The 24828-nt window shown below is 36.5% G+C and carries 22 protein-coding genes; 8 read left to right on the top strand and 14 right to left on the bottom strand.

Annotated elements, in window-relative coordinates:
• Nucleotides 1–4: 4 nt before the first annotated feature.
• The 11 genes from EK417_RS03275 to EK417_RS03225 all read right to left on the bottom strand — a co-directional run bounded on the left by EK417_RS03275 (nucleotide 5) and on the right by EK417_RS03225 (nucleotide 10174).
• Nucleotides 5–616 carry an outer membrane beta-barrel protein gene (locus EK417_RS03275; protein WP_034692679.1) on the bottom strand — a complete coding sequence of 204 codons (612 nt, stop codon included), beginning with the start codon at nucleotides 614–616 and terminating at the stop codon, nucleotides 5–7.
• Entirely contained in the window at nucleotides 600–1415 is an 816-nt protein-coding gene (locus EK417_RS03270) for an ABC transporter ATP-binding protein (protein ID WP_076595393.1), read from the bottom strand. Before EK417_RS03270 ends, EK417_RS03275 begins: the two co-directional genes overlap by 17 nt.
• On the bottom strand, nucleotides 1415–2167 hold the full coding sequence (locus tag EK417_RS03265; RefSeq protein ID WP_076595394.1) for an MlaE family ABC transporter permease: 753 nt from the start codon (nucleotides 2165–2167) through the stop codon (nucleotides 1415–1417). Before EK417_RS03265 ends, EK417_RS03270 begins: the two co-directional genes overlap by 1 nt.
• 103 nt (nucleotides 2168–2270) lie before the next feature.
• On the bottom strand, nucleotides 2271–3641 hold the full coding sequence (locus EK417_RS03260) for an exopolysaccharide biosynthesis polyprenyl glycosylphosphotransferase (protein WP_076595395.1): 1371 nt from the start codon (nucleotides 3639–3641) through the stop codon (nucleotides 2271–2273).
• Nucleotides 3642–3684: 43 nt separating this feature from the next.
• Nucleotides 3685–4314, bottom strand: coding sequence for a 7-carboxy-7-deazaguanine synthase QueE (locus tag EK417_RS03255; protein ID WP_110367638.1), 630 nt, complete (start codon nucleotides 4312–4314; stop codon nucleotides 3685–3687).
• Between the two features lie 7 nt (nucleotides 4315–4321).
• Nucleotides 4322–5206, bottom strand: coding sequence for a bifunctional 5,10-methylenetetrahydrofolate dehydrogenase/5,10-methenyltetrahydrofolate cyclohydrolase (locus tag EK417_RS03250; protein ID WP_034692667.1), 885 nt, complete (start codon nucleotides 5204–5206; stop codon nucleotides 4322–4324).
• Between the two features lie 47 nt (nucleotides 5207–5253).
• Nucleotides 5254–6894: a glucose-6-phosphate isomerase gene (gene pgi, locus EK417_RS03245; RefSeq protein ID WP_136521317.1), complete on the bottom strand. Its 1641-nt coding sequence runs from the start codon at nucleotides 6892–6894 to the stop codon at nucleotides 5254–5256.
• Between the two features lie 208 nt (nucleotides 6895–7102).
• A complete protein-coding gene (locus EK417_RS03240) occupies nucleotides 7103–7708 on the bottom strand; it encodes a hypothetical protein (RefSeq protein WP_076595398.1) in 606 nt (201 codons plus the stop codon).
• Nucleotides 7698–8207 carry an RNA polymerase sigma factor gene (locus EK417_RS03235; protein ID WP_136521316.1) on the bottom strand — a complete coding sequence of 170 codons (510 nt, stop codon included), beginning with the start codon at nucleotides 8205–8207 and terminating at the stop codon, nucleotides 7698–7700. Before EK417_RS03235 ends, EK417_RS03240 begins: the two co-directional genes overlap by 11 nt.
• Before the next feature lie 24 nt (nucleotides 8208–8231).
• Nucleotides 8232–9107 carry a TraB/GumN family protein gene (locus EK417_RS03230; RefSeq protein ID WP_136521315.1) on the bottom strand — a complete coding sequence of 292 codons (876 nt, stop codon included), beginning with the start codon at nucleotides 9105–9107 and terminating at the stop codon, nucleotides 8232–8234.
• A 155-nt stretch (nucleotides 9108–9262) separates the two neighbouring features.
• The gene (locus EK417_RS03225; RefSeq protein ID WP_136521314.1) at nucleotides 9263–10174 is read right to left on the bottom strand and encodes a DUF4349 domain-containing protein; all 912 of its coding nucleotides are present in this window, start codon (nucleotides 10172–10174) and stop codon (nucleotides 9263–9265) included.
• A 207-nt stretch (nucleotides 10175–10381) separates the two neighbouring features.
• Here EK417_RS03225 and EK417_RS03220 point away from each other — a divergent pair, with 207 nt between their 5' ends.
• Nucleotides 10382–11740, top strand: a complete 1359-nt coding sequence (locus tag EK417_RS03220; protein WP_136521313.1) for an acyl-CoA dehydrogenase family protein — start codon at nucleotides 10382–10384, stop codon at nucleotides 11738–11740.
• Between the two features lie 113 nt (nucleotides 11741–11853).
• Here EK417_RS03220 and EK417_RS03215 read toward each other — a convergent pair whose 3' ends face one another.
• From EK417_RS03215 to lon, 3 genes are all read right to left on the bottom strand, one after another.
• On the bottom strand, nucleotides 11854–12231 hold the full coding sequence (locus EK417_RS03215; RefSeq protein ID WP_076595403.1) for a DoxX family protein: 378 nt from the start codon (nucleotides 12229–12231) through the stop codon (nucleotides 11854–11856).
• A 190-nt stretch (nucleotides 12232–12421) separates the two neighbouring features.
• Nucleotides 12422–13534: an AI-2E family transporter gene (locus EK417_RS03210; RefSeq protein WP_076595405.1), complete on the bottom strand. Its 1113-nt coding sequence runs from the start codon at nucleotides 13532–13534 to the stop codon at nucleotides 12422–12424.
• Between the two features lie 204 nt (nucleotides 13535–13738).
• Nucleotides 13739–16144, bottom strand: coding sequence for an endopeptidase La (gene lon, locus EK417_RS03205; RefSeq protein WP_136521312.1), 2406 nt, complete (start codon nucleotides 16142–16144; stop codon nucleotides 13739–13741).
• Between the two features lie 260 nt (nucleotides 16145–16404).
• Here lon and EK417_RS03200 point away from each other — a divergent pair, with 260 nt between their 5' ends.
• The 7 genes from EK417_RS03200 to EK417_RS03170 all read left to right on the top strand — a co-directional run bounded on the left by EK417_RS03200 (nucleotide 16405) and on the right by EK417_RS03170 (nucleotide 24824).
• A complete protein-coding gene (locus EK417_RS03200) occupies nucleotides 16405–18558 on the top strand; it encodes a SurA N-terminal domain-containing protein (protein ID WP_076595407.1) in 2154 nt (717 codons plus the stop codon).
• 129 nt (nucleotides 18559–18687) lie between these two features.
• Nucleotides 18688–19638, top strand: a complete 951-nt coding sequence (locus EK417_RS03195; RefSeq protein WP_136521311.1) for an MlaD family protein — start codon at nucleotides 18688–18690, stop codon at nucleotides 19636–19638.
• 8 nt (nucleotides 19639–19646) lie between these two features.
• Entirely contained in the window at nucleotides 19647–20984 is a 1338-nt protein-coding gene (locus tag EK417_RS03190) for a 4Fe-4S dicluster domain-containing protein (RefSeq protein WP_136521310.1), read from the top strand.
• Between the two features lie 89 nt (nucleotides 20985–21073).
• Nucleotides 21074–21859, top strand: coding sequence for a (Fe-S)-binding protein (locus tag EK417_RS03185; RefSeq protein ID WP_076595410.1), 786 nt, complete (start codon nucleotides 21074–21076; stop codon nucleotides 21857–21859).
• A 20-nt stretch (nucleotides 21860–21879) separates the two neighbouring features.
• Entirely contained in the window at nucleotides 21880–23016 is a 1137-nt protein-coding gene (locus EK417_RS03180; RefSeq protein WP_136521309.1) for a glycosyltransferase family protein, read from the top strand.
• A gap of 86 nt (nucleotides 23017–23102) precedes the next feature.
• Complete coding sequence (locus EK417_RS03175) at nucleotides 23103–23591, top strand: hypothetical protein (RefSeq protein WP_110367648.1); 489 nt, start codon at nucleotides 23103–23105, stop codon at nucleotides 23589–23591.
• A gap of 99 nt (nucleotides 23592–23690) precedes the next feature.
• Entirely contained in the window at nucleotides 23691–24824 is a 1134-nt protein-coding gene (locus tag EK417_RS03170; protein WP_136521308.1) for a glycosyltransferase, read from the top strand.
• The last annotated feature ends 4 nt before the right edge of the window (nucleotides 24825–24828 follow it).

Here is a 24828-nt window from a genome sequence, read left to right as displayed (position 1 = left end):
TTTATTAGAATTTATATCCTAAACCTACCATAAAAAGGTTAGGTCTGTTGTCATATCTGATTTCCGAACCGGAAACTTTGTTGATGAAGTTTCTTTCGTCTTTACTGAAAGCGCCTTCATATCTTGCATTTACAATAAGCTTTTTAATTTCAAGCTGTGCTCCAAACTGATAGCCTACGGTAAAATCATTTTTAGCATTTTCTTTGAAATCGTTGTAAGTATTGTCTTTGTTTAAGTTAAAACTTCCTACAGGTCCTACAAAAACCCCAAGCATATTCCCCAGAAGGTTATATCCTAAAAGAACAGGAACATCAATACGGTTGCTTTTTACATCAAATGTAGTGTTTTCCGTAGTAAACTCATTTTTAAAGTGAGTATAATAGATCTCCGGCATCACAAACAATGAAGTAGGAAGACCTACTTTTAATGAAAGCCCAACGTTGAAACCTACATTATTTTTACCTGTTCCGGCAATCGCATCATTCACTGTTCCTTTAATATTGGACCAGGAAGGTGAGCCTGTCGGAAAAATTAAGTTGGCTTTACCTGCCAGTGAAATCTGTGCAGAAGCCCACATTGAAAACCCTAATAACGCTATACTAAGTACCTTTTTCATTATCGTCTATTTTTGTATTTGTCGTTTCAATCGTTTTATTATTCTCAAGTAAATATTCTCTCAGCTCTTTAAAAAGTTCTGAAGAATAAACGAAGTCAATCAGATTTTTATTGCCTGCAGTAATAAGAATGTCTTTGTTTCCTTCCCATTCTTTAATTCCCAGCCTTAGGTATACAATTTTCTCACCAATCGTCATTACAGAGTTCATATCGTGGGTATTGATGATGGTGGTGGTGTTGTATTCTTTTGTGATTTCGTAAAGAAGATCATCGATTACTTTTGAAGTATAGGGATCAAGTCCGGAATTGGGCTCATCACAAAACAGATATTTGGGATTGTTCACAATAGCTCTCGCAATAGCGACCCTTTTCTGCATTCCTCCCGAAATTTCAGAAGGGTATTTTTTGTCGGCTTTATCAAGATGTACTCTTCCTATTACCTCAAAAACCCTTTTCTTTTTTTCTCTGTAGGTAAGATTGGTAAACATGTCAAGAGGAAACATGATATTTTCTTCCACAGTTAAGGAGTCAAATAAAGCACTTCCCTGGAATACGGTCCCGATTTCTGAACGTAGATGCTGTTTTTCATCTCTGGTCATGGTATTGATATCCTTACCATCAAACAGGATTTCTCCGGAAGACGGCATGTAAACATTCAACAAACTTTTTAAAAAAACAGTTTTCCCGGAACCACTCTGCCCAATGATTAAGTTTACCTTTCCTTTATCAAATGAGGTTGAAATTCCCTTAAGTACTTCAACTTCATCAAAACTTTTCTTAAGATCTTTTACCTCAATCATCAGCTTAATATTAATTGGGTTAAAATTAATTCAGAAATGATAATGAATACCATTGTCCACACCACTGCCTGCGTACTGGCTCTACCTACTTCCAAAGATCCTCCTTTCACAAAATATCCGAAATAAGAAGGTACTGTTGCAATAATAAAGGCGAAGACTGTTGTTTTGGTAAATGCATAGTAAATAAACAAATTAGGCATATACATTTGAATACCCGTAATATAGTCGTTCTCCGTCCAGTTTCCTGTTAAAATTCCGGCAATATACCCTCCAAGAATACCAAATACAATACTGATGGCAATAAGGAGAGGATTAAAAAGCATACAGGCGATGATTTTCGGAAAGATCAGGAAGTTGGGTGAGTTTACTCCCATAATATCCAGTGCGTCAATTTGTTCTGAAACTCTCATCGTTCCGATACTGGAAGCAATATAGGATCCTACTTTACCGGCCAGAATAAGGCTGATAATGGTAGGCGCAAATTCCAATACCAATACCGCTTTTGTAGCATATCCTACAAATGACGGCGGAATAGGGAATGAAGAAGCATCAAAGTTGTTGAACATCTGAATAGCAACTACAGCCCCCACGAAAATTGAAGTGAAGACTACGAGCCCGAAAGAATTTACTCCCAAATCATTAATTTCTCTCATAAACAGCTTCCAGAAAACCCTCATTTTCTGAGGTTTCTGCAGGGATTTTCCCAAGAGGATAATGTATTCCCCTATCGCTGTGAAAAACTTTTTTAACATACTGCTAAATTAGACTTTTTTATTTAATTGGGCTAGAGTCAAGAATAAGACCAAAGCTTAGTTTTGTGTTAAAATTATTTCGATGTTTATACTGTCCCGCTTTTTATTTCGCATTTTTATCTCCTCCAATGACTAATAAAACGGTTTTTAAAATAATGACCAGATCGAGCACGAAACTCCAGTTCCTTACATAGAAAGCATCAGCCAGAACTCTTTTTTTCATTTCTACTTCTACATCTCCGAAGTCACCACGCAGTCCATTGGCCTGTGCTAATCCTGTAATACCCGGATTAACCCTGCTTCTTAAGCTGTATCTTCCGATTTTGGGTTTGTAATAATTGTCAACCGCCAGCATATGGGGGCGTGGCCCTACTACAGACATCTCACCTTTCAAAACATTAATAAATTGAGGAAGTTCATCAAGACTGGTTTTTCTTAAAAACTTACCCACTTTGGTAATTCTGGAGTCATTTACGGATGTGGTTTTGGTGGTAGATTCATCATTGACAACCATTGTTCTGAATTTAATACAATTAAAAACCTCTTCATGAAAACCATATCTTTTCTGAAGGAAAAAAACAGGGCCTTTGGAAGTTGTTTTGATCAAAATCGCAATGATTGGAAATACCCATGAGCAGATTAAAACCAATATAATAATAGAAAAGAAAATATCAAATGTTCTTTTCATCAGGAAATTAGAATAATAATCTAATGGATATCTGGCCTGATTAAGTACTGGCTGGGTTTGTATATATCCAAGGTCATAAAGGAAAAAATCGCTTTGTGTAATGCTTGGGATTAATGAAATATGAATCTTATTATCCTCAGCCAGTCTGAAAATTTCATTTTCTAGAGTTTCATCATAGGAGTTTTCCATAGATAAAAATAAGGTATGAATTCCGTTTTTTTTCCAGAAAGAAACCAGTTCATTGATCCTGACGCCTGAATATTCGTATTCGAATATTCTGTATCCATAGTCTTTACGTTCTGTAAAGATATTTTTAAGAATTTCTGTGGAGTGGCTGTCTCCCAAAAACATGACATTCCTGTAATTCGCTCCAAGGGATCGTAAATACTTGATTGCGAAATACACTAATGATTTCACAAGGAAGATGGAAATAAAAAGGTAAAGAGAAAGCCAGTAAATATCCGAATTGAAAAATACATTATTACTTACCTTTCCTATAAGCAGCACACCCAGTATAAAAAAAAGGAAATGGATTAAGAGGCGTTCAAGAAACAGGGTATAAGTAAGATTCCTCGGAATATTATATATTTTTGTTCTACCGCTCAGCAGCACCCAGAACAAAAACAACAGCATGAGAGAGAAACTATTCTGATACCAGGTTTCTTCATTATATTTTAAACTTTCGTTTCTGCTTATAAAAAAGAATATGAAGATAGATGCAATAACCATGAGGTCAAGCAACATAATGATTGATTTCAGGTATCTGGAGTATCGAATTCTCTGCATCTATCGGTATTATAGCGGATAAGCCCGGCTAATTTACATTTTTTTACGGTATATTCAGATATTTGTGAGTCTGAACAGAAGCCTGCCATTCAGGGTTTTCCAGGATGAAATCTGTAATCTTAGGATACATATCATTTCTTTTGCTCCATTCACTCTGAAGATAAAGCTTACAGTTTTCAGAAACTTTTGCAGCCTGTTCCTGAGCAAAAGTAAAGTCATGCTGATTGAAAATGATTACTTTAAGCTCATTAGCCTTTTGATAAATTTCTTCTTTAGGAAGCCCGGTTTTCTTTGGTGAAAGAGTAATCCAGTCAAGCTGTCCGCTCATAGGATAAGCTCCTGAAGTTTCGATATGTACTGTACAGCCCAATTCTTTCAGTCTGGAGGTCAGGATATCTAAATTCCACATTAAAGGTTCACCGCCAGTCAACACTATTGTTTTACAGTGTCTAGCCGCAGTTTCTGCAATTTCCTCAGCATTCATCAGGGGATGAAGTTCCGGATCCCAGCTTTCTTTTACATCACACCAGTGACATCCTACATCACAACCTCCCAGCCTGATAAAGTATGCTGCTTTTCCGGTGTGTGCTCCTTCTCCCTGTAAAGTATAAAAATGCTCCATCACAGGGAGCATTTTACCTTCTTTTAATAAAATATCTTCTTCTTTATTCATTTTAAAATTAGTCGTTATAGACCGAAGTTTTATAAGCAATGATGGTGTTTTTCATCAACATTGCTCTTGTCATTGGGCCTACACCTCCAGGTACCGGAGTGATCCAGCTTGCTTTTGCAGCACAGCTGTCAAAATCTACATCACCTGCAAGGTAATATCCTTTCGGAGAGTCATTATCTACTCTTGTAATACCCACGTCCACGATTACTGCTCCTTCTTTGATCATATCTCCTTTTAAGAAGTGAGGATCTCCCAAAGCGGTAATGACGATGTCTGCTTTTCTTGTATATTCTTCAATGTCTTTTGTGTATGAGTGCGTAAGGGTAACGGTAGAATTTCCAGGGAAATCTTTTCTCCCCATAAGGATACTCATCGGTCTTCCTACAATTTTACTTCTTCCGATAATTACACAGTCTTTTCCTTTTGTTTCAATATTGTATCTTTCCAATAATGTTAAAATCCCGAAAGGAGTTGCCGGTAAGAAAGTATCCATTTCAAGAGCCATTTTTCCGAAGTTTTCAGGGTGGAAACCATCTACATCTTTTCTAGGGTCAATAGCGTTGATGATCTTCTCCTGATCAATCTGATCAGGTAAAGGCAGCTGAACGATAAATCCGTCTACTGCTTTAGATTTATTAAGCTCATCAATTTTTTCCAACAGTTCAGATTCAGAAACAGTGCTTGGAAACTTGATTAAGCTGGATTGAAATCCTACTTCCTCACAGTCTTTCACTTTAGAGTTTACATAGGCCTTGCTTGCTCCATTATTTCCTACAAGAATAGCCACCAAGTGTGGAGCTCTTCTTTTGCTTGCGAGAATCTTTTCTACTTCAACCTTGATCTCTGCTTTTATTTCCTTGGATACTTTAAGTCCGTCAAGAATTTCTGCCATTTTTACTTTTTTACTTTATAGATTTACTTTTACTTTCTTTTTACTTACTATTTATTTTCTTTATAGTAATTGATCAATCCATTGGTAGAGCTGTCATGAGAGCTTATAGCTTCATTATTTTCAAGCTCAGGAAGGATTTTATTGGCTAATACTTTTCCTAATTCCACTCCAAACTGGTCAAAGCTGAAAATATTCCAGATGACACCCTGAACAAAAATTTTATGTTCATACAGAGCAATCAGCTGTCCTAGTGAAAAAGGAGTTAATTCCTTGAATAATATGGAGTTAGTAGGGGTGTTTCCGTGGAAGACTTTGAAATTGATCAGTCGGTCTATTTCTTCGTCAGATTTTCCGGAATTTCTCAATTCTTCTTCCACTTTTTCTTCCAGTTTTCCAAAGGCAAGTGCTTCAGTCTGAGCGAAAAAGTTGGCTAATAATTTATCCTGGTGATCAGAAACATGGTTAGGGCTTTTTGCATAGGCAATAAAATCTGCAGGAATCAATTCTGTTCCCTGGTGGATTAATTGATAAAACGCATGCTGGCCGTTTGTACCTGGTTCTCCCCAGATGATTGGTCCGGTTTCATATTCTACGAATTCACCGCTTCTGTCTACACATTTTCCGTTACTTTCCATATCTCCCTGTTGAAGATAGGCAGCGAATCTGTCCAGATATTGAGAATAAGGCAGGATTGCATACGTTGTAGCAGCATAGAAATTACGGTACCAGATTCCCAAAAGTCCCATTAAAACAGGAACATTTTCAGAGAATTCTGCCGTCTGGAAGTGCTGATCCGTATCATAAGCCCCTTTTAGAAGCTGTTCGAAATTTTCATACCCTACGGAAAGCACAATACTTAATCCGATGGCGCTCCAAAGGGAATATCTTCCGCCTACCCAGTCCCAAAACTCAAAAATATTTTCTTCTGCAATTCCGAACTTCTTAACTTCTTCAATATTAGTAGATAAAGCAACGAAGTGTTTCGCTACATCTTCCTGTTTTCCTGCTTTCAGGAACCAGTCTTTAGCTGAATTGGCATTCGTCATTGTTTCCTGAGTCGTGAAAGTTTTGGAAGCAATGATAAATAAAGTGGTTTCAGGATTTAAATCTTTCACCACTTCTGCGATATGATTTCCGTCCACGTTGGAAACAAAGTGAACGTTTAATCTTGTTTTAAAATGCTTTAAAGCCGAACAAACCATTACAGGACCCAAATCTGATCCTCCGATCCCGATGTTGACTACATCTGTAATTTCTTTTCCGCTGAAACCTTTATGTTCTCCTGAAATAATCTTCTCAGAAAAATACTTCATATGCTCAAGAACTCTCTTGATCTGTGGTTTGATGTTTTCTCCATCTACGATAACTTCACGGCCGGAGAAATCTCTTAATGCCGTATGAAGAACTGCTCTTCCTTCTGTTTCATTGATTTTGTCACCAGAGAACATTTTGGAAATAGCATCTTTTAACTGGCTTTCCTCGGCCAACTGCAATAAAAGATCTTTTGTTCTGGAGTCGATCAGGTTTTTAGAATAATCAAAAAGATAGTTGTCCTTGTGTAGAGAAAATTCATTAAAACGGTTCGGATTATACTGGAAAAGAGTTCTAAGATCAAAGTCATTTCCACCGAAGTGTTCATCAAGTGCTTTCCAGCTGCTAGTTTGTGTTGGATTTATTTTTGATAGCATATTACAGAATTTTTATCGCTCAGAAGATCATATATTGGATGAGAATAGCCCATAATCCATAATGATTTATTTCTGATTTGCAAATTTACGGAAAAATAAAACCTCAGATAAATTTGAAGATAATAAATAACGATTTTTTAAAAAAAACAAAACCTCAGAACAGATCTGAGGTTTGATAAAATGTGTTTTGTGACATGAGTTTTCAATGTTATTCATCCATTTCTTTAAGAATGTTTTCAAGTTCTTTGGCACTCTTTCCGTAGATATACTTTGTCCATAAAACGATACTCGTTATGATTGCTAAAGTTCCGATGAGTACTGTGATAATTAATCCCTGTTGGTGAGAAGTGGTAAGTTCTGTAAGAGATTTTCCCTGTTTTTCCATCGTGTTATAAATAACCAATCCTACTGTTATCAGGAAATGGGGAAGTAATAAAAATCCGAAAGACTGATATCGTTCCATATTCAGACGAAGCTCATGATATATTTTCCAAAGACTATTTTTGGTGTTTCCTGTGTAAAGTTCCGTCTGTTTATAAAATTTATAAAACCCTAGCAGATAGTATGATGAGATAACGACCATCATGGTATAGGAAACATAATAAATAATATACTGTGAAGATGGAAACTGAAACTGGAGAGGAAAAAAAGCGATAAGAATAATAGCAAGAATCTGCATGGGAAATTCTCTTTTCATATTTTTCTGAATCTTTTCTATAGGGTGTTTGCTTTCCTTTAATTGCTTTATGGTGTCAGGAATATGGACGTCACTGTCTTCTTTATTCCACTGTTCTTTTAATTGATCAAAATTCATAACCTGATTTTTTTATGATTTGCTGTATTTTATCTTTTGTTCTGTTAAGCTTTACGCGGGCATTACCTTCACTGAGTCCCAAGTTATTTCCTATTTCTTTGTGTGACATTCCTTCCATGAAATAAAATATAACGGCTTTTTCCAGAGAGTTCAGCTCCTGAACGGCACTGTAGAAAATTTCCAGCTGCCTGTCCTTTGCAGGGTTGTAATCCTCCTGCTGTGCTTCAAAATGAGAAGGAGCATCCGTATGGTTATTGGATCTCTGTTTTTCCTTTTTTAAAAAGGTAATGGCGGTATTAATTGCAACCCGATACATCCAGGTAGAGAATTCACTGTTTCCTTTAAAATTCTGATAAGATTTCCAAAGCTGGATAAGAATTTCCTGCTGAAGGTCTTCCCTGTCCTCTACGGAATCTGCATAAATCCGTGAGGCTTTGTATAGAATGCCCTTGTGCTGATTGACGAGCTTTAAAAAAGTGGTTTCGTTTAAACTGCTCACAATTGTTTCATGGTTTGGTTATGGTTACAAGCCTGATACAGGTTTTACGGTAAACCCCTTTGCCTGAAGGAGAGGGATAATTCCGTTTTCACCCATAAGATGAGACCCTCCGACAGCAAATAAAGAGCTTTCTTTTTTCATCATATCCGGCATTATTTTTACCCAGTTTTGATTTCTATTGGTAAGCATAGCCTTTTCCTGGTGATCATTCATGAATCTTTCATCCTTAAAAAGACTGTAAAGGGATTGTACATTTTCATTTTTAAAAGCTTCAATCATCTGTGTGAACAATATTTGGTATTCTTTATCCATTTTCAATTGAGTAATGATGCTCTTCAGATCATAAGCTTCATTGATCGATTTCATCTGATCTTCTACTTTTTCAAGTCCTTTGATGCTTTTTTTATCTTTCATTGCTTTCTGAAGAAGTTCCATTTCGTAAAGTTTAACTTCGTTCTGAGCGCAGGGGATTGCTTTTGTAGAAAGAAGAGCATACAATGTCTGAGGGCTTGAAGAATCTATACTTTTCAAATCAGTTCCGTAATTGGCAAGAACTGTATTGAGTTCCCTGGCTTCTTCAGGTGAAAGCTGATCCGATATTTTTTTATCTGCTTTAAACATTTTTTGAAGTGACATCATTTCAGCAGGATCTGTATAGTTGATTTCCATGACAAAGTTTTCAGATTTCTCAAGAGCTTTCAGTACCTTAGGTTTAATCTCAAAATCTTTACTGCATAAGATATGAAAAGTCCCGGTAATATAAGAAGGCTTAGAAAGACCGTTCCCGGATACTTCCCAAAGCAGGCTGTTGTCTTTGCTTATGTTTTTGCTTTGAGCATTTGCTGTTATAGAATTCAATGACAATAATGCCGCGAATCCAAGTTGTATTAAATTTTTCATTGTATTAATTTTTTGATTTTCTGTTCTTTTAAACAGTAGGTAAGACAGTTGTTTTAATCGTTACAGTTTTTTTTCAAAAAAATAAAAACCTCCCGTAAACAGGAGGTTGTAAAATCTAAAATTATGATGATAACCAATTGGTTAGGATAGCTTTTTTATTCCTGGATTTTTGAATGTTCAGGTTTTGAAATTTTTCTTTTTCTTAAAAAATAGAGGATTGCAGCAGCAATCAATACCAGAGGCCACACGTTGATAAGAGCCACTATAATTCTCTGAATCAGATAAAAGCCGTACACAAATCCATCTTTAGCATCATAAATAAAATTGTATTTATATTTATTGTCAATGCTTGTTGTATTGGTAACAGCAATTTCAGCAATGCGTAATTGAGGTTCTTTGATGTAAATGTCAATCGTACTGTATTTCAAATCATCTGTCATGTTCATGCTGGAGAGTTTTTGAAGATTTCCTTCAGACATATTTTCATCATCCAGTGTTACCTTATCTTTATTTGTTTTCAGCTTGCTGATGTTCTCAGAAGTCTTTTGATTCCTTTTTCCTTCCAGTTCAGAATATTTGATGTTGGCTGTTACATCTTCCGCATTAATGGATCTTGAATTAAGAAATAACTTGTTTGTATTGATTGCTGTTAAAAGTTCCCCAAGTTTTTCCGTCGGAATACGCACCTGCATTCTGTTCTCTGTCTGGTATTTCTTAATCAGCATAGCCTCTTCGTCAGAAGTATTGTAGGTGTTTTCGGAAACTACATTGCTTTGCAGATTACTATTGGTAACAAAACCTCCGAGTTCCTGCACAGATTTTTCAATAGCAATCGTTGCATTATATACATCTTTTACTTCCATATTCACATCCGCAGTCTTGATAAACTGCTTGTCTTTTACTTTCATTTCTGCAACAGATGAAATACTGTCGGAAGCAATAGCAGAGGCAGAGTCTGTTGTAGCGTATGCTTCAAGGTCTGTGGAAGCTACTTCTCCTTTTTTACATGAATAAATTCCTAATAAAAGAACGGCTGACAGAGATAATGTAATGTAAGTGGTTTTCATAGCGTTGATTTTTGTTGTTTTGCTTGAGTCAAAGTTCAGTCAGGATCTTTTGTAATGCTTGAAAATCAAAAGTAAAAATCTTGTAAATAAAATTTCAGTTGTAATGGGTTGAAATGTAGTGTTTTGTAAAATATGCTTGGGCTTTAGTGATTGCTTTCGGAGCAGTTTTTGCTTATCATTTACAAACCAAAACTACAATCTATCACTATGTCAAATACTTTTTCCAAAATCAGAAACGCAATAGAATTATTTAGATCCATAGATTTCGATCAGTTGAGTACCATTTCTCAAAAGGTAGATCTGCCAAAACTGATGCAAAATTTCTCAAAACTGGATGATAAACAGCTTTCCGGACTTATGAAAATGCTTGATCCGGAAAAGAAAAAGAAAGAATTACCACCTATTGATGGCGACTTTTATGATATATACCATACCCTTACTCCAGAACAGCGTGAAATTCAGCTTAAAGTAAGAGCGTTCATGGAAAAAGAAGTCAAGCCTCTGGTTAATCACTATTGGCTCAGAGATGAATTTCCTTTTGAACTGATTCCAAAATTCCAGAAACTGGATATCTGCGGCGTTACTTATGAAGGATATGGCTGCCCGGGAATGCCTTTCCTGATGGAAGGTGTTATTGCGATGGAAATGGCAAGAGTAGATGCTTCTATTGCCACATTTTTCGGAGTACAATCCGGGCTGGCAATGGGTTCTATTTATATCTGCGGATCTGAAGAACAGAAACAAAAGTGGCTTCCGCAGATGCAGAAATTTGAAAAAATAGGAGCTTTTGGGCTTACAGAGCCGGAAGTTGGATCAGGAGCTGCGGGCGGACTTACAGTAACCTGTAAAAAAACACCGGAAGGCTGGATTCTTAATGGTCAGAAAAAATGGATTGGGAATGCTACTTTTGCTGATCTGGTTATTATCTGGGCAAGAGATCTGGACAGCGGAGAGGTGAAAGGATTTATTGTTGAAAAAGATAATCCGGGATATTCCGTAGAGAAAATTAAAGGAAAAATGGCTTTAAGGATTGTCCAGAACGGATTGATTACCTTAAAAGACTGTCTTGTAACCGAACAAAACCGTCTGCAGAATGCCAATTCCTTTAAAGATACCGGGAAAGTACTGAGAATGACCAGAGCAGGAGTAGCATGGATGGCTACAGGCTGTGCCCGCGGAGCTTATGAAAGCGCATTGGATTATACCCGGAAAAGAGAGCAGTTTGGAAGACCTATTGCTTCATTCCAAATGATTCAGGGACATCTGGTAGAAATGCTATCTAATCTTACTGCCATGCAGACAATGGTTTTCAGACTGTCTGAAATGCAGGATGAAGGCATTTTAAAAGATGAACACGCTTCTTTAGCTAAAGTTTTCTGTACCCTCAGAACAAGGGATATTGTTTCCCGAGCAAGAGAAGTAATGGGAGGAAACGGAATTCTGCTGGAATATGATGTGGCCAGATTTGTTGCCGATGCGGAAGCTATATATTCTTACGAAGGAACAAAAGAAATTAATTCGCTCATCGTAGGACGATCAATTACAGGTTTCAGTGCTTTTGTATGATACAGGTAGCAGATGATAGGTTATAGTTTATGGGCTGTGCCAATGTGATTCACAACAGTAAATTTTAATTGAACGCTATAAAAACTGCAACCTGCAGCCTATTATCTGCAGTCTTATGAAACTAAATGCTTATATTTTTCCTTATTGTCAATAATCATCCAAAGGTTGATCAGAAACATTACCCCTGCAATACCCATTCCCATAGGAGATTTATCCATTGTGAATACATGGGTAACAATTCCTACCATGACAGGTAAAATAACAATAGCTCCCAACGCTCTTGTTTTTGGGAAAATAAATAATAATCCGCCAATGATTTCTGCAATACCTACTAAAGGCATCAACCAGCTGATTTCTCCAAAAGCAGCGAAAAGTTTCATCTGCTCAGGAGTAGGTTTTTCCATAGGCATATAATTAAAAAACTTGTTTAATCCGGCATTAATAAACATAAGCCCGAAAAGCAGACATAAGATGAGTTTTATTAATTTCATGATTGGTTATTTTATATCAAATGTAAAATAAAAATGGTATATTCTGTATTTAATTTGATATAAAATGTAAAATTAGTGTTAATGTGTGTTAATTAATATTTTTTTTATAATTTATATCTTGCTGCTTTTTATGCTATGTTTCAAGTTTATAATATTCAAAGTTAGATTTCTATCACTTATCATTAATTGCCTAATCCATTTCCTTCAACGTAATATTCTTGGAAATCTTATAGCTTTTTTTCTTCTTATGAGGTTTTGGCTCTTCGCCGAGTAATCTTCCCCAAGGTTTGAGATCGTCTACTCTTTCACAGATAATTTTTATAATAGCAATTGCTGGGATACACAGGAACATGCCCGCAATTCCCCAAAGGTGTTCTCCTAAAAGGATTCCAATAAAAGAAAATAAAGCATTGATCTTTACTTTAGAACCCACTACAAATGGAAGAACAATATTGCCATCTACAGCATGAATAGCAATATACCCCAAAGCAACATAAATACATGTTGAAGGCGTAGAAGTGGCAAACGCTATAAAACAGGAAATCAGAAGAGAAATAAAAATTCCCAGATAAGGAATGACGTTTAATAATCCCGTGAGAACTCCCAGAAGAATAGCATATTTCACTCCCAGAATAGTAAGAAGGATTGAAGTAAGAACAGATACAATAATCACCTGAAGGAAAAGACCAAAAATATATTTCTTGGTCATAACCCTGATTTCACTTACAGCTTCCTGTACACTGGCTTTATGTCTTTCGTTGAAAACTGTAACGATAAAATTGTTTAATAGTCTTCTGTAATTTAGAATAAAGATAAAAAACAGAGTGAAAAATATAATAAATCCAAATCCTGTTGAGAATATCCCAAATGTAAACCCTAAAATCACCCCTGATGAAGACAGAAGCTTATTCAATCCCTGATTGATATAATCTACCTGTTCATCTACTTTCACATTGAATGTTTTGGAAACCCAATGCTGAAGACCATTGAAAACAGTGGTGAACTGTTCTTTGAGATGTGGAAGATCTTTGCTAAAGTCAGAGAGCTGATTGGTAAAGAAGTAAATAATTCCGCCTAAAATCATCAGCATAATGAAGACTGAGGTCATTGTGGACATTGATCTTGGAAATCTCAGCTTTCTTTCCATAAAAGTTGCCGCAGGCAAAAAAAGCATAGCCATCAGGAATGCCAGGAAAAACGGAGCTAAAATACTCTGTCCTAATGCCAGAAGATAGCCAAGTCCAATGATGGAAATCACCACGAGGGTAAGCTTGACAAGGAAAGGAAGTCTAAGAAAATTCATAATCTATAAATATGCGGTGTGGAATAAAAATAAGAAAACCCGTCTGAATTAAAAAAAAAATTATTCAATCGTTCGGAATTATCTAGTGTTCAGCAAATTTTATTCCACCTGGCAGAACAACCTGCTTTTTTGTAAAAAGAAAAACACGCACTGAATATCAGAACGTGTTTCATTATTGAGAAGTTAATATGTTATAAATTGTTTTTATTCTTCAATGGCAATGTCAATGACTTCTTCCATTCTGTTGACATAATGTACTCTCAGATTTTTCAGATAATCTTTTTTGATCTCCTCCACGTCTTTTCTGTTAGCTTCGCAAAGGATTACGTCTTTGATTCCTGCTCTTGTTGCTGCAAGAAGTTTTTCTTTGATTCCTCCCACCGGAAGCACTTTTCCTCTTAAAGTAATCTCTCCCGTCATCGCAAGGTGAGGTTTTACCTTCTTGTTTTTAAACGAAGAAACCATTGAAGTCAGCATGGCAATACCTGCAGACGGTCCATCTTTAGGGGTTGCTCCTTCAGGAACGTGTACGTGGATGTTTTTCTTTTCAATATCTTCCTGGGAAATTCCCAGTTCATCATGCTTAGCCTTAATGTATTCCAAAGCAATAGTTGCAGACTCTTTCATCACCGTTCCAAGATTTCCGGTCATTGTTAAAGTTCCTTTTCCGTTGCTCAAAATACTTTCAATATAAAGAATATCTCCTCCTACGCTTGTCCAGGCAAGACCTGTTACCACACCAGGAACTCCCGTAATCTCAGATAAACTCTTCGGTCTTGGAACGCCAAGAATTTCATCCACTTTTTCCAATGAAATTTTGGGGTCATACTCCTTTACCAAAGCAGTCTGAAGAGCTACCCATCTCCCAATGGCTGCAATTCTTTTCTCCAAAGTTCTTACTCCACTTTCTGAAGTATGAGCTTCTATAATATGCTTAAGTTCTGCATTTCCGAGTTTGAATGATTTTGCATCCAGACCATTTTCTTCCTGCTGTTTCTTGATTAAATGTCTTTTGGCTATCTCAATCTTTTCTTCCAATGTATAACCGGCAATCTGAATGATCTCCGTTCTGTCCAAAAGAGGAGTCTGTATTGTTGAAAGTGAGTTGGCAGTAGCAATAAACATCACCTTTGAAAGGTCATAGCCCATCTCCAGGAAATTATCATAGAAAGACTTATTCTGCTCTGGATCAAGAACTTCCAAGAGTGCTGAGCTTGGGTCCCCATGAAGACCCTGTCCGATTTTATCAATCTCATCAAGAACAATTACCGGGTTAGAAGTACCTGATTTTTTGATAGACTGTAAAATTCTTCCTGCCATAGCACCAATATACGTTTTTCTATGCCCGCGGATCTCACTCTCGTCATGAAGACCACCTAATGATAATCTTACATATTTTCTTCCCAATGCATCAGCGATAGACTTTCCTAAAGATGTTTTACCAACACCCGGAGGTCCTACCAATAATAGGATGGGAGACTTCATATTGTTTTTTAGCTTTAAAACAGCCATGTGCTCCAGAATTCTTTTCTTGATATCTTCCAATCCGAAGTGTGCTTTGTCAAGTACTTTTTCAGCTTTAGCAATATCGAAAATATCTTTCGTATAGGTTTCCCAAGGTAGATCTGTAAAGAAATCAAGATAATTTCTCTGTACATTATAGTCCGGGGAATTAGGGTTTTGACGTTGAAGCCTGCCGATTTCCTTCTGGAAATGGTCTTCTACCTCCTGGTTCCATTTTTTTGTTTTAGCCTTAGCAATAAGGTCTTCCACATCACTTTCAGGTCCGCCACCCAGCTCTTCCTGGATCGTTCTGATCTGTTGATTAAGAAAATATTCTCTCTGCTGTTTATCAAGATCCTTCGATGTTTTCTGATGAATCTGATTTCTCAGTTCCAGTTTTCTGAAATCTTCATGCATCATTTCATAGCACTGGTTGGCTCTTGTCATCAGACTTTTTTCTTCAAGCAGTTTTTGTTTTGCTATTGAAGAGAAATTAGCATTCGTGCAGATGAAATTCAGAAGATCATCATTATTGTTAATGTTTTTGATTGCGAAGTTTGCCGCATTTGGGATATTGGGATCAAGCTCAATAATCTTTAAAGCAAGATCCTTGATGTTCTCCAATAATGCTTCATACTCTTCCTGATCTTTAGGTCGGTTATCTTTTAATTTAGATATTTCCGCTTTAAAATAGGGTTGGTTATCAATGATTTTTTTAATCTTAAACCTGTGGAATCCTTTGGTAATAGCTGTAATATTGCCTTCCGGAAGCTTAATGATCTTAATGATCTTTGCCAGTGTACCGGTGGTATATATATCTTTTTCGGAAGGTTGTTCCATATCCGAGTTTTTCTGGCTTACAATTCCAATAAAATCTCCGTTCTTCTGTGCCTCTTCAAGAAGCTGTATGGAGGTTTTTCTTCCTGCAGTAATAGGAATTACAACATTAGGGAACATAACCATATTTCTTACTGGAAGTATAGGGAATATTTTCTGTTCGGAATTTTTATCAGTCTCTGCGAAGTCGGAAAGATTGATTTCTTCAGTTACGATATCAAATCCGTCACTGATCATTTCTTCTAAACTAATATCTTCAAATTCTGTCATAGTCAATCGAATGACAAATTGTCATTTTCGTTTTTTATCATTAAAGGAAATTTTTATAATATACTCTGAAAACGTGTGGCATATTATAATGTTTTAAAAATGCACAATACTTATGCCATTTGTTTTTTACTTAAAAATACGGTCAAAATTTCCTTTTTTAGTTAATTTTTGCATCAAAAATCAAAATAAAGCAGTTCTGTTTCTGTAATTTCTTAAAAATGTGTATTTTCGCAAACTGATAAAAAACTATAATTTATAAAATGGCAATTTTAGGACAGATTAGGAGTAAGCCTTGGCTTTTAATGGGAGTAATAGCCTTAGCGCTTTTGGCGTTCCTGGTAAACCCCGAGAGTATCGACAAGGTTTTTGGTAAGAATCCTGACGTTTTAGGAAAAGTAAACGGTGAGAAAATCACCCGCGAAGAGTTCAATGATCAGCTTTTCGTGTTGCAGCAGCAGGCTGAACAGCAGGGTCGTCCGAAAAACGGTCTTGAAGAGCAGGCATGGCAGTTACTTGTACAATCTAAACTTATCAAACAACAGTTTGAGAAATTGGGCTTTGAAATGACTGATGATTATTTCTGGAATCAAATCCAGTATGATCAGATGTTTGCTCAGAATCAACAGTTCTTTGATGAGAAAGGTAATTTTAAAACTCAAGAGCTTAAAAAAGAAATTGAAACATTACAAAACACCAATCCCCAGGGATATACTCAATGGTTGAAAACAAGAAAGACAATTGAGTACAGACTAATGGCAAGACAGGTGTTTACCAATCTTTCAGCAGGTATTACTACAGGTAAGAAAGAAGCTGAAGAATTGATGAAGCAGAGAGATCAGCTTGCAGATATCGACTTTGTAAAAGTAGATTATGCAGCTTATCTTCAAAAAACAAAGATCAATGTTACCACACAGGATCTTGCTGATTACATCAAGAAGCACCCTGTAATGTTCAAAGCTGAGCCAAGCAGAAATATTGGTATTGTATTTTTCCCATCTAAACCTAGTGCAGCAGATGATGCGGCAGCCCTGAAAGAAATTACAAAATTATATTCAGGAGGTACAGATGCGAGTGGAGGAACTGAAAACTTCCAGAATACTAAAAACGATTCTATGTTTGTAGCAGCAAATTCTGATGCACCGTTCAATCCTCAGTATTTGAATCCTGCTCAATTGCCTCCAACCATCAAAAATCAGATCACTACAGCAGCAGTAGGTCAGACTTTTGGTCCTTATAAAGAGCAAGATGTATATGTAGTCTCTAAATTGGTTGGTAAAAGACCTTCAGATTCTACCTTATCAAGACATATCCTTATTGCATTCAAAGGAAGCCCTGCAGGTGAAGGGGTAACAAGAACTAAAGAGCAGGCTAAGAAACTGGCAGACTCAATTGGTGCTATTGTAAAAGCTGCTCCTGCAAAATTCACAGAATTCCTTAAGCTTTCAAGCGATCCTAATTCTGCCGCTCAGGGTGGAAGCCTTGGATGGACAACACCAGAGACGCCTTTCGTTCCGGAATTCCTTGCTTACCTTGCAAGTAATCCTAAAGGAGCTACAGGGGTGGTAGAAACACAGTTCGGTTACCATATCATCAATATTGAAGATAAAAAATCAGGATCAATGGGGTATAAAGTTGCGAACCTTGTGAAAGCAATCAAACCTTCAGATGCTACTGAGGCTGAAACAGACAAAAACTCAAGAAAATTCATTCAGCAGGTTCAGGGGAAATCTTTCAACGATTTCGTGAATATTGCTAAGAAAGGAAACTATCAGTTCTCTAATCCAAAAGCAGCGAAAAGATTTGAAGGTCAGCTTCAGGGCTTAGGAACTGAAAAAGATGCTGATATCCTTACCTGGGCTTTTGATAAGAAAAGAGAAAAAGGAGATACTGAATTATTTACAGTAGAAGGAACAGGAGATAAAATTGTAGTGTATCTGAACGGAAAACAGGAAGCAGGTCTTGCTGATCCGGAATCTGTGAGAGATCAGATCGAAGTTATTGTTAAAAATAAATTGGCAGCAAAACAAATTTCTGATAAGATTACAGCAGCAAAAGCTTCCAGCTTAGATCAGATTGCTAAATTGTTTGCCACTTCAAAACAATCTGCTCAGGTGAACTTATTGAATCCTTCAGTGGCAGGTGCTATGGAACCTAAAGTTGCCGGTGCAGCATTCGGTGTTGCAAAAGGTAAACTTTCTAACCCTGTTGAAGGAGGAACAGGAGTTTATGTTTTGATCAAAAAATCAGAAACTGTAAACAAGCAACCTGGAGATCTTAAACAGTTTACAGAATCTCTTACCCAAAGAAGTGCCGGAATGTTCGGACAGGCCTGGATGAAGAGCCTTCAGGATAACGCAGATATCGAAGATTATAGAATCGAAATCTGGAACAAGCTGGGAAATCAGCAACAATAAGAAAATCATTTCAATGATATAAAAAGCGACAAATTTTTTTGTCGCTTTTTTTTGTATTTAACGCAGAACAATAAAGGAAAAGATTTATTTAAAATGTATTATATTTGCTTATTAGAAAAAAATTAGCAAGTGAAGTTCAGTAAAGAATTAAAAGCTGGTGTGATTGCACTTCTAGCTATCGTAGGCTTTGTGGTATTGTTTCAGTTTATGAAAGGGAAAAGCCTTTTTACTACCGATAATATATTTTACGCAAAATATGACAATGTAGAAGGCCTGGCGCAATCTTCTGCAGTTTCTATTAATGGTTTGAAAGTAGGACAGGTAGACAAGATTATTCCTATTACCGCAAAAGATGGAAAAATTAATTTTGTCGTAAAAATTACAGTAGACAACAAATTCGAATTTTCAAAAAACTCATCATTGGAGATCTTTGAACCCGGATTAATGTCTGGTAAAGAAATGAGAGTGAACCTTATGTATGGAGGGCCTACTGCAAAAGACGGTGACACTTTAAAAGGAGCTTTCAAACTGGGAACGCTGGGAAGTCTTTCTTCTCAGGTGGGTCCGGTAAAAGATCAGCTACAGGTGGTTCTGCACAGAGTCGATTCTTTAATGGCAAATGCCAATCAGGTTTTTGATGCTCAGAACAGAGCTGAAATAAAAGCTTTATTGGCCAACCTTAATAAAACAGTAGGAGCATTACAGGCTACAGCAGGAAGTGTAAATACGCTTGTAGGACATAATGATCCAAAACTGCAAAAGGTGCTGGATGATGCAAGCCTTACCATGCAGAGCGGAAAAGTTACCCTGGATAAATATGGAAATCTGGCGCAGAGCATAGATACTAAACAGTTAAATGCTACTATTGCCAATCTGGATGCTACAGTAGGGAAGTTAAATCAGGTTATTGGGGGGATAGATAAAGGAGAAGGAAGTTTAGGTAAACTGATGAAAGATGAACAGCTTTACAACAACCTGAATTCAGCATCTTCCAATTTGAATTCATTAATTGAAGATATGAAAGCGAATCCGAAGAGATATATCAACTTCTCGGTTTTCGGAAAAAATAACAAAGACTAATACGCCTTATGCAGTACATCGATAACATTATTTTCCTGATTTTATTAGTGGCGGGATTTGGGCTGTTTGCCAAAAGCCTGCAGAAAATTTATAGAAATATCAGGTTAGGTCGCAAAATCAATAGAAACGACAGAAAAGGAGAACGTTGGGAAACGATGGCCCGTGTAGCCATGGGACAGAGTAAAATGACAGCACGTCCTGTTGCAGGAGTTTTACACCTTTTTGTATATGTAGGTTTTGTGATTATTAATATTGAATTAATAGAAATTGTTGTTGATGGAATATTTGGTACTCACCGTTTTTTATCAAGTATTTTCGGTCACACATTTTATAACTTCTTTACGGCAACATTAGAAGTTCTGGCACTTTTAGTAGTGATTGGAGTTGTCATTTTCTTTATCCGTAGAAATTTTTACGGAGTGAAGAGATTGACGATGAAAGAACTTTTCGGATGGCCAAAAAATGATGCAAACTGGATTTTGATTATTGAATTCGCCTTAATGATGGCTTTCTTTAAAATGAATGCTTCAGATTTTATTTTACAGTCCAGAGGTATTTTCCCGGAACATGGAAGCTTCCCGATCAGTGAGATGACTTTTGTTCCGTTCTTAGAAATCTTCAATTTTGATAACGGGTTTTTGATATTCACAGAGAAAGCTGCATGGTGGTTCCACTTCGTGGGGATTCTTTTCTTTATGAATTATCTCTATTACTCAAAACATTTACATATTATCCTTGCGTTTCCAAGTACATGGTATGCAAATCTTGATAAAAAAGGAAAATTCAACAACCTTGAATCTGTAACAAAAGAGATCAAATTGATGATGGATCCCAATGCAGATCCTTACGCTGCACCAGCTGAAGGAGCAGAAGCGGACGTGCCTTCTAAATTTGGGGCTGAGGATATCTTCGATCTGAACCAGGTGCAATTGCTTAATGCATATTCATGTACAGAATGCGGACGCTGTACTTCTGTTTGTCCGGCAAATATTACCGGGAAAAAGCTTTCTCCGAGACTGATCCTGATGAAAACCAGAGACAGACTGGAAGAAGTAGGAAGAAATATCGATCAAAACGGAAAATTCGTTGATGACGGTAAAAAACTGTTGAACGATTATATTACCAAAGAAGAACTTTGGGCTTGTACCACATGTAATGCATGTACAGATGCCTGTCCGGTATTGCTTGACCCGCTTTCCATTATTTTTGAAATGAGAAGATTCCTGGTGATGGAACAGTCTGCTGCTCCACAGGAACTGAACCTGATGATGACCAATGTGGAAAACAACGCAGCTCCTTGGCAGTATAATCAGGCTGACCGTCTGAACTGGGCATCGGAAAACTAGATAATTAATCAATTTGAAAATTTGAAATTGATTATTGTCTATATCACTTTCAAATTTCCAAATTCTCACATTTTCAAATTGAAAAAGAAATGGATTTCACTATAAAAACAATGGCAGAGTATGCTGCCGAAGGAAAAGCACCAGAAGTTTTATTCTGGGTGGGATGTGCGGGAAGTTTTGATGACCGTGCCAAAAAAATTACAAAAGCATTCTGCAAGATATTAAATAAAATAGGGGTAGAATTTGCCGTTCTGGGTCAGGAAGAAAGCTGTACCGGAGATCCTGCAAAAAGAGCCGGAAACGAATTCGTATTCCAGATGATGGCTCTTACCAATATCGAAGTGTTAAATGCTTACGAAGTAAAGAAAATCGTAACGGCTTGCCCACACTGTTTCAATACCCTTAAAAATGAATATCCAAGCCTTGGCGGACACTTTGAAGTAGTACACCATACTCAGTTCCTTAAAACCTTAATGGAAGAAGGAAGACTGAAAATTGAAGGTGGAGCATTCAGAGGGAAAAAAATTACTTTCCACGATCCATGTTATCTGGGACGTGCCAATGATGAATATGAAGCTCCAAGGATGCTTCTTGAAAAACTGGATGCAGAGCTTGTAGAAATGAAACGCTGCAAAACCAACGGGCTTTGCTGTGGAGCAGGAGGTGCACAGATGTTTAAAGAACCTGAAAAAGGAAATAAAGACATCAACATTGAAAGAACAGAAGAAGCGTTATCTTTTGAACCTAAGGTAATTGCAACTGGATGTCCTTTCTGTAATACCATGATGACGGATGGAGTAAAACATTTTAATAAAAATACTGAGGTAGCCGTAAAAGATATCGTAGAACTTCTTGCTGAAGCAGAAGACTTATAATTGTAATCTTATACAGGTTTATGAAGCTGAAATGGAGGCTCTCCTTTTTGTTTATCATTTCTATACTTGCTCTTCTTACATTCTGGAATTATAAGAACAGAGTATATGATTGGGATATGCCCGGCTATATGGGATGTATGTATACTTCCGAGTTCCCGGATTCTCCGGATAAAGTCCGGATCATTACGTACGAAGACATAAAAAAAGAAGCTCCAGCAGAACACTATACAGACATCATCGGAATAAAGCAATGGGACATTCCAAGGCAGTATTTCGTAAAAAATACACAATCTTTTACAGAACAATTACCCTATTTTCAAATCAAAGTAGGGTATATTCTTGTAATAACTCTTTTTTATAAGCTTGGCTTCACAGCGCCAATGGCAGTTCTGTTTACCAGCCTTATTTCTTACTTTTTTTCAGGAGTATTACTTTTTTATATCCTGAAACTGCTGTTCCCAAAGAAATATGGGCTTGCGATGATTGTAACGGTTGCCGCAATGCTTTTACCTCCAATGACTTATATGTCGAGGGTTTCTACGCCGGATATGTTTATTTTTCAGTTTATGCTGATCTTTATTATCGGTTTAATTAAAAAATGGAACAAATGGGGAATGTTTGTACTTTTATTCGGTATTACTTTTATTCGGCCGGATTATATTACATTCACGCTGACTTATATTATCGCTGTTTTCTTTTTCCATTATTTTCAGGAAAAGAAAATTGATGTTTCTTTTATTGTTCAGGGAACAGTGCTTCTGGCAATGTATCTCGCAATCATTAAGTTTTATCATTATCCTGGATGGAAAGATCTGTTTTATGATACTTTTATTGACCGAAGACCTATTATTTCAACACATCCCATCGATGTTACTTTAAAAGACTATCTAAGCATTATTTATATCAAAATCATTTATTTTAAAAAAGTAACTTTATCGTTAGCCATTATGATCGGAGTGATCTTCTGGCGTTCCAAAGACGTGTGGGTGAGGATGATTTCAGTTCTTTTTGTGGTGAATGTCTATATCAAATTCTTTTTCTTTCCACAGTCTGCAGCTTTAAGGTTCTTCTTCCCTTTTATCTTTCCGGTTTTTATTATGATGCTTTACGTACTGAGTAAAAAATACAATGATCTTAAACTCGGGAAAATTGCGTAATTTTGTCTTTACAATGATACGGACATTCAATAGTAACTAGAATAAATGTTGATTGTTCAATGTGTTGAAAAATAAATACTTACATTATGAAAATCGAAGAATCTAATATTGTAGAAACCAACGACTACAGAGTCATTATATATCCGGCTTCAAGACCTTTCGAAACCAAAGAAGCAAAAGCCATTACCGAAAAACTATTTGATTTCCTTGCAACATGGGCAGCTCATGGAAAACCGCTTTCTTCTTCTTTTAAAATTGAAAAGAACCAGTTTATCATCGTATGCGTGGACGAAGAAAAAGAAATGGCTTCAGGATGCAGCATTGATGCTTTAGGAAAGGTGATGAGAGAAATTGATGAAGAATATCAATTGGGTCTTTTTGACAGAATGAAAGCAAGCTTTGTAGAGAATGGTGAAGTAAAGACTTTAAAATTAATTGATTTTAAAACAAAACTTAGAAATGGAGAGTTATCAGACAATATCCAGGTTTTTGACTTCTCCAAAAATACTTACCTTGACTTTTTAAGCCACTTTCTCCTTCCTTTGGAAAAGAGTTGGGCAGCTTCTATAAAATAATCGCTGTAGAGCTGATACAAAAGAAATAATCATAAAGTGGAAAATATATTTCCACTTTTTTGTTTTAATGTATATTTGTACAGATTCGAGCAGATACTAATGCCTAAAGTACTTTTTTTAACGACCTCCCACAGCTATAATGATGACCGCATTTTTTATCATCAGGCAAAAGCTCTTAGAGATAACGGGTATGAAGTAAAAATATGCAGTTTATGCACAGATTATAAGGGTGTTATGGATGGGATTGAAATAGAATCTTTCGCCGTTCTTGAAGAAAGTATAGGAACAAAAATGGAAACTTTCAGAAAAGTCTGCCTTGCTTTTCATCCGGATTGCATCATTGGCTCTGAACCTCTGGCCATAGTAGCAGTAAAGAAATTTGTAAAAGAGCACAAGATAAGCTGCATCTATGATGTTACAGAATGGTATCCTTCTATGTCAATGCTTCAGAAGTACAGGTTTCCGGCTAAAATTTTTCATGCTTTAAAGTTTTCTCTTATACAGTTGTATGCCGGATTTTTAAGTACTCATTTTATTTTTGGTGAAAGAACCAAGAAGTTCCCTTTAGCCTATTTCTTTGGATTTAGAAAGCAGATCATGCTTCCTTATTACCCTGATTATCTTTACATTAAAGAAAGCGTAAAGCAACTCGATCCAAACGTCATCAAGTTATGTTATACCGGTCAGATTTCTAAGGATAAAGGAATTGATAATTTTTTCAATGCAATAGATAGGCTTCGTCAGAAACTGCCAGCACTACAAATCAGGATTCTGATTATTGGCTCAACTATACAGGAAAGCGATGAGTTCTACTTTTCATCATTACTGCAGAAATATACTTTTGATGATATTGAGATCAGAAAGCCAACAAGTTTTGAAACATTTACAGAAGCATTTGCAGAGGCAGATCTTTGTTTTGATCTTAGAGAAATCAATTTTGAAAACAATCATTCGCTGCCAATAAAACTGTTTTATTTTATGGGAGCAGGAAAACCTGTGATTTATTCAGATTTGAATGGGATCAGGAAGCATATGGGAGAGCTTTCTTTTGGAAGCCTGGTTAACCCTCATGATGCTGAAGCAATTTCGGATATTATCATCCATTATATCAGGGATCCGGAATTCTATCATTCCTATGCCGTCAATGCACGAAAAGAATTTAAAGAAAAATATAATTGGGAACTTATAAAAGATTCCTTCGTTGATTTTGTAAAAGAGTCTATTGATCAATAATCAC

Source organism: Chryseobacterium candidae, assembly GCF_004916905.1.
In the GTDB taxonomy this organism is placed as follows: domain Bacteria; phylum Bacteroidota; class Bacteroidia; order Flavobacteriales; family Weeksellaceae; genus Chryseobacterium; species Chryseobacterium candidae.
The sequence above is the reverse complement of the archived record's forward strand: the minus strand, read 5'-3'. Positions and strand labels throughout refer to the sequence as shown.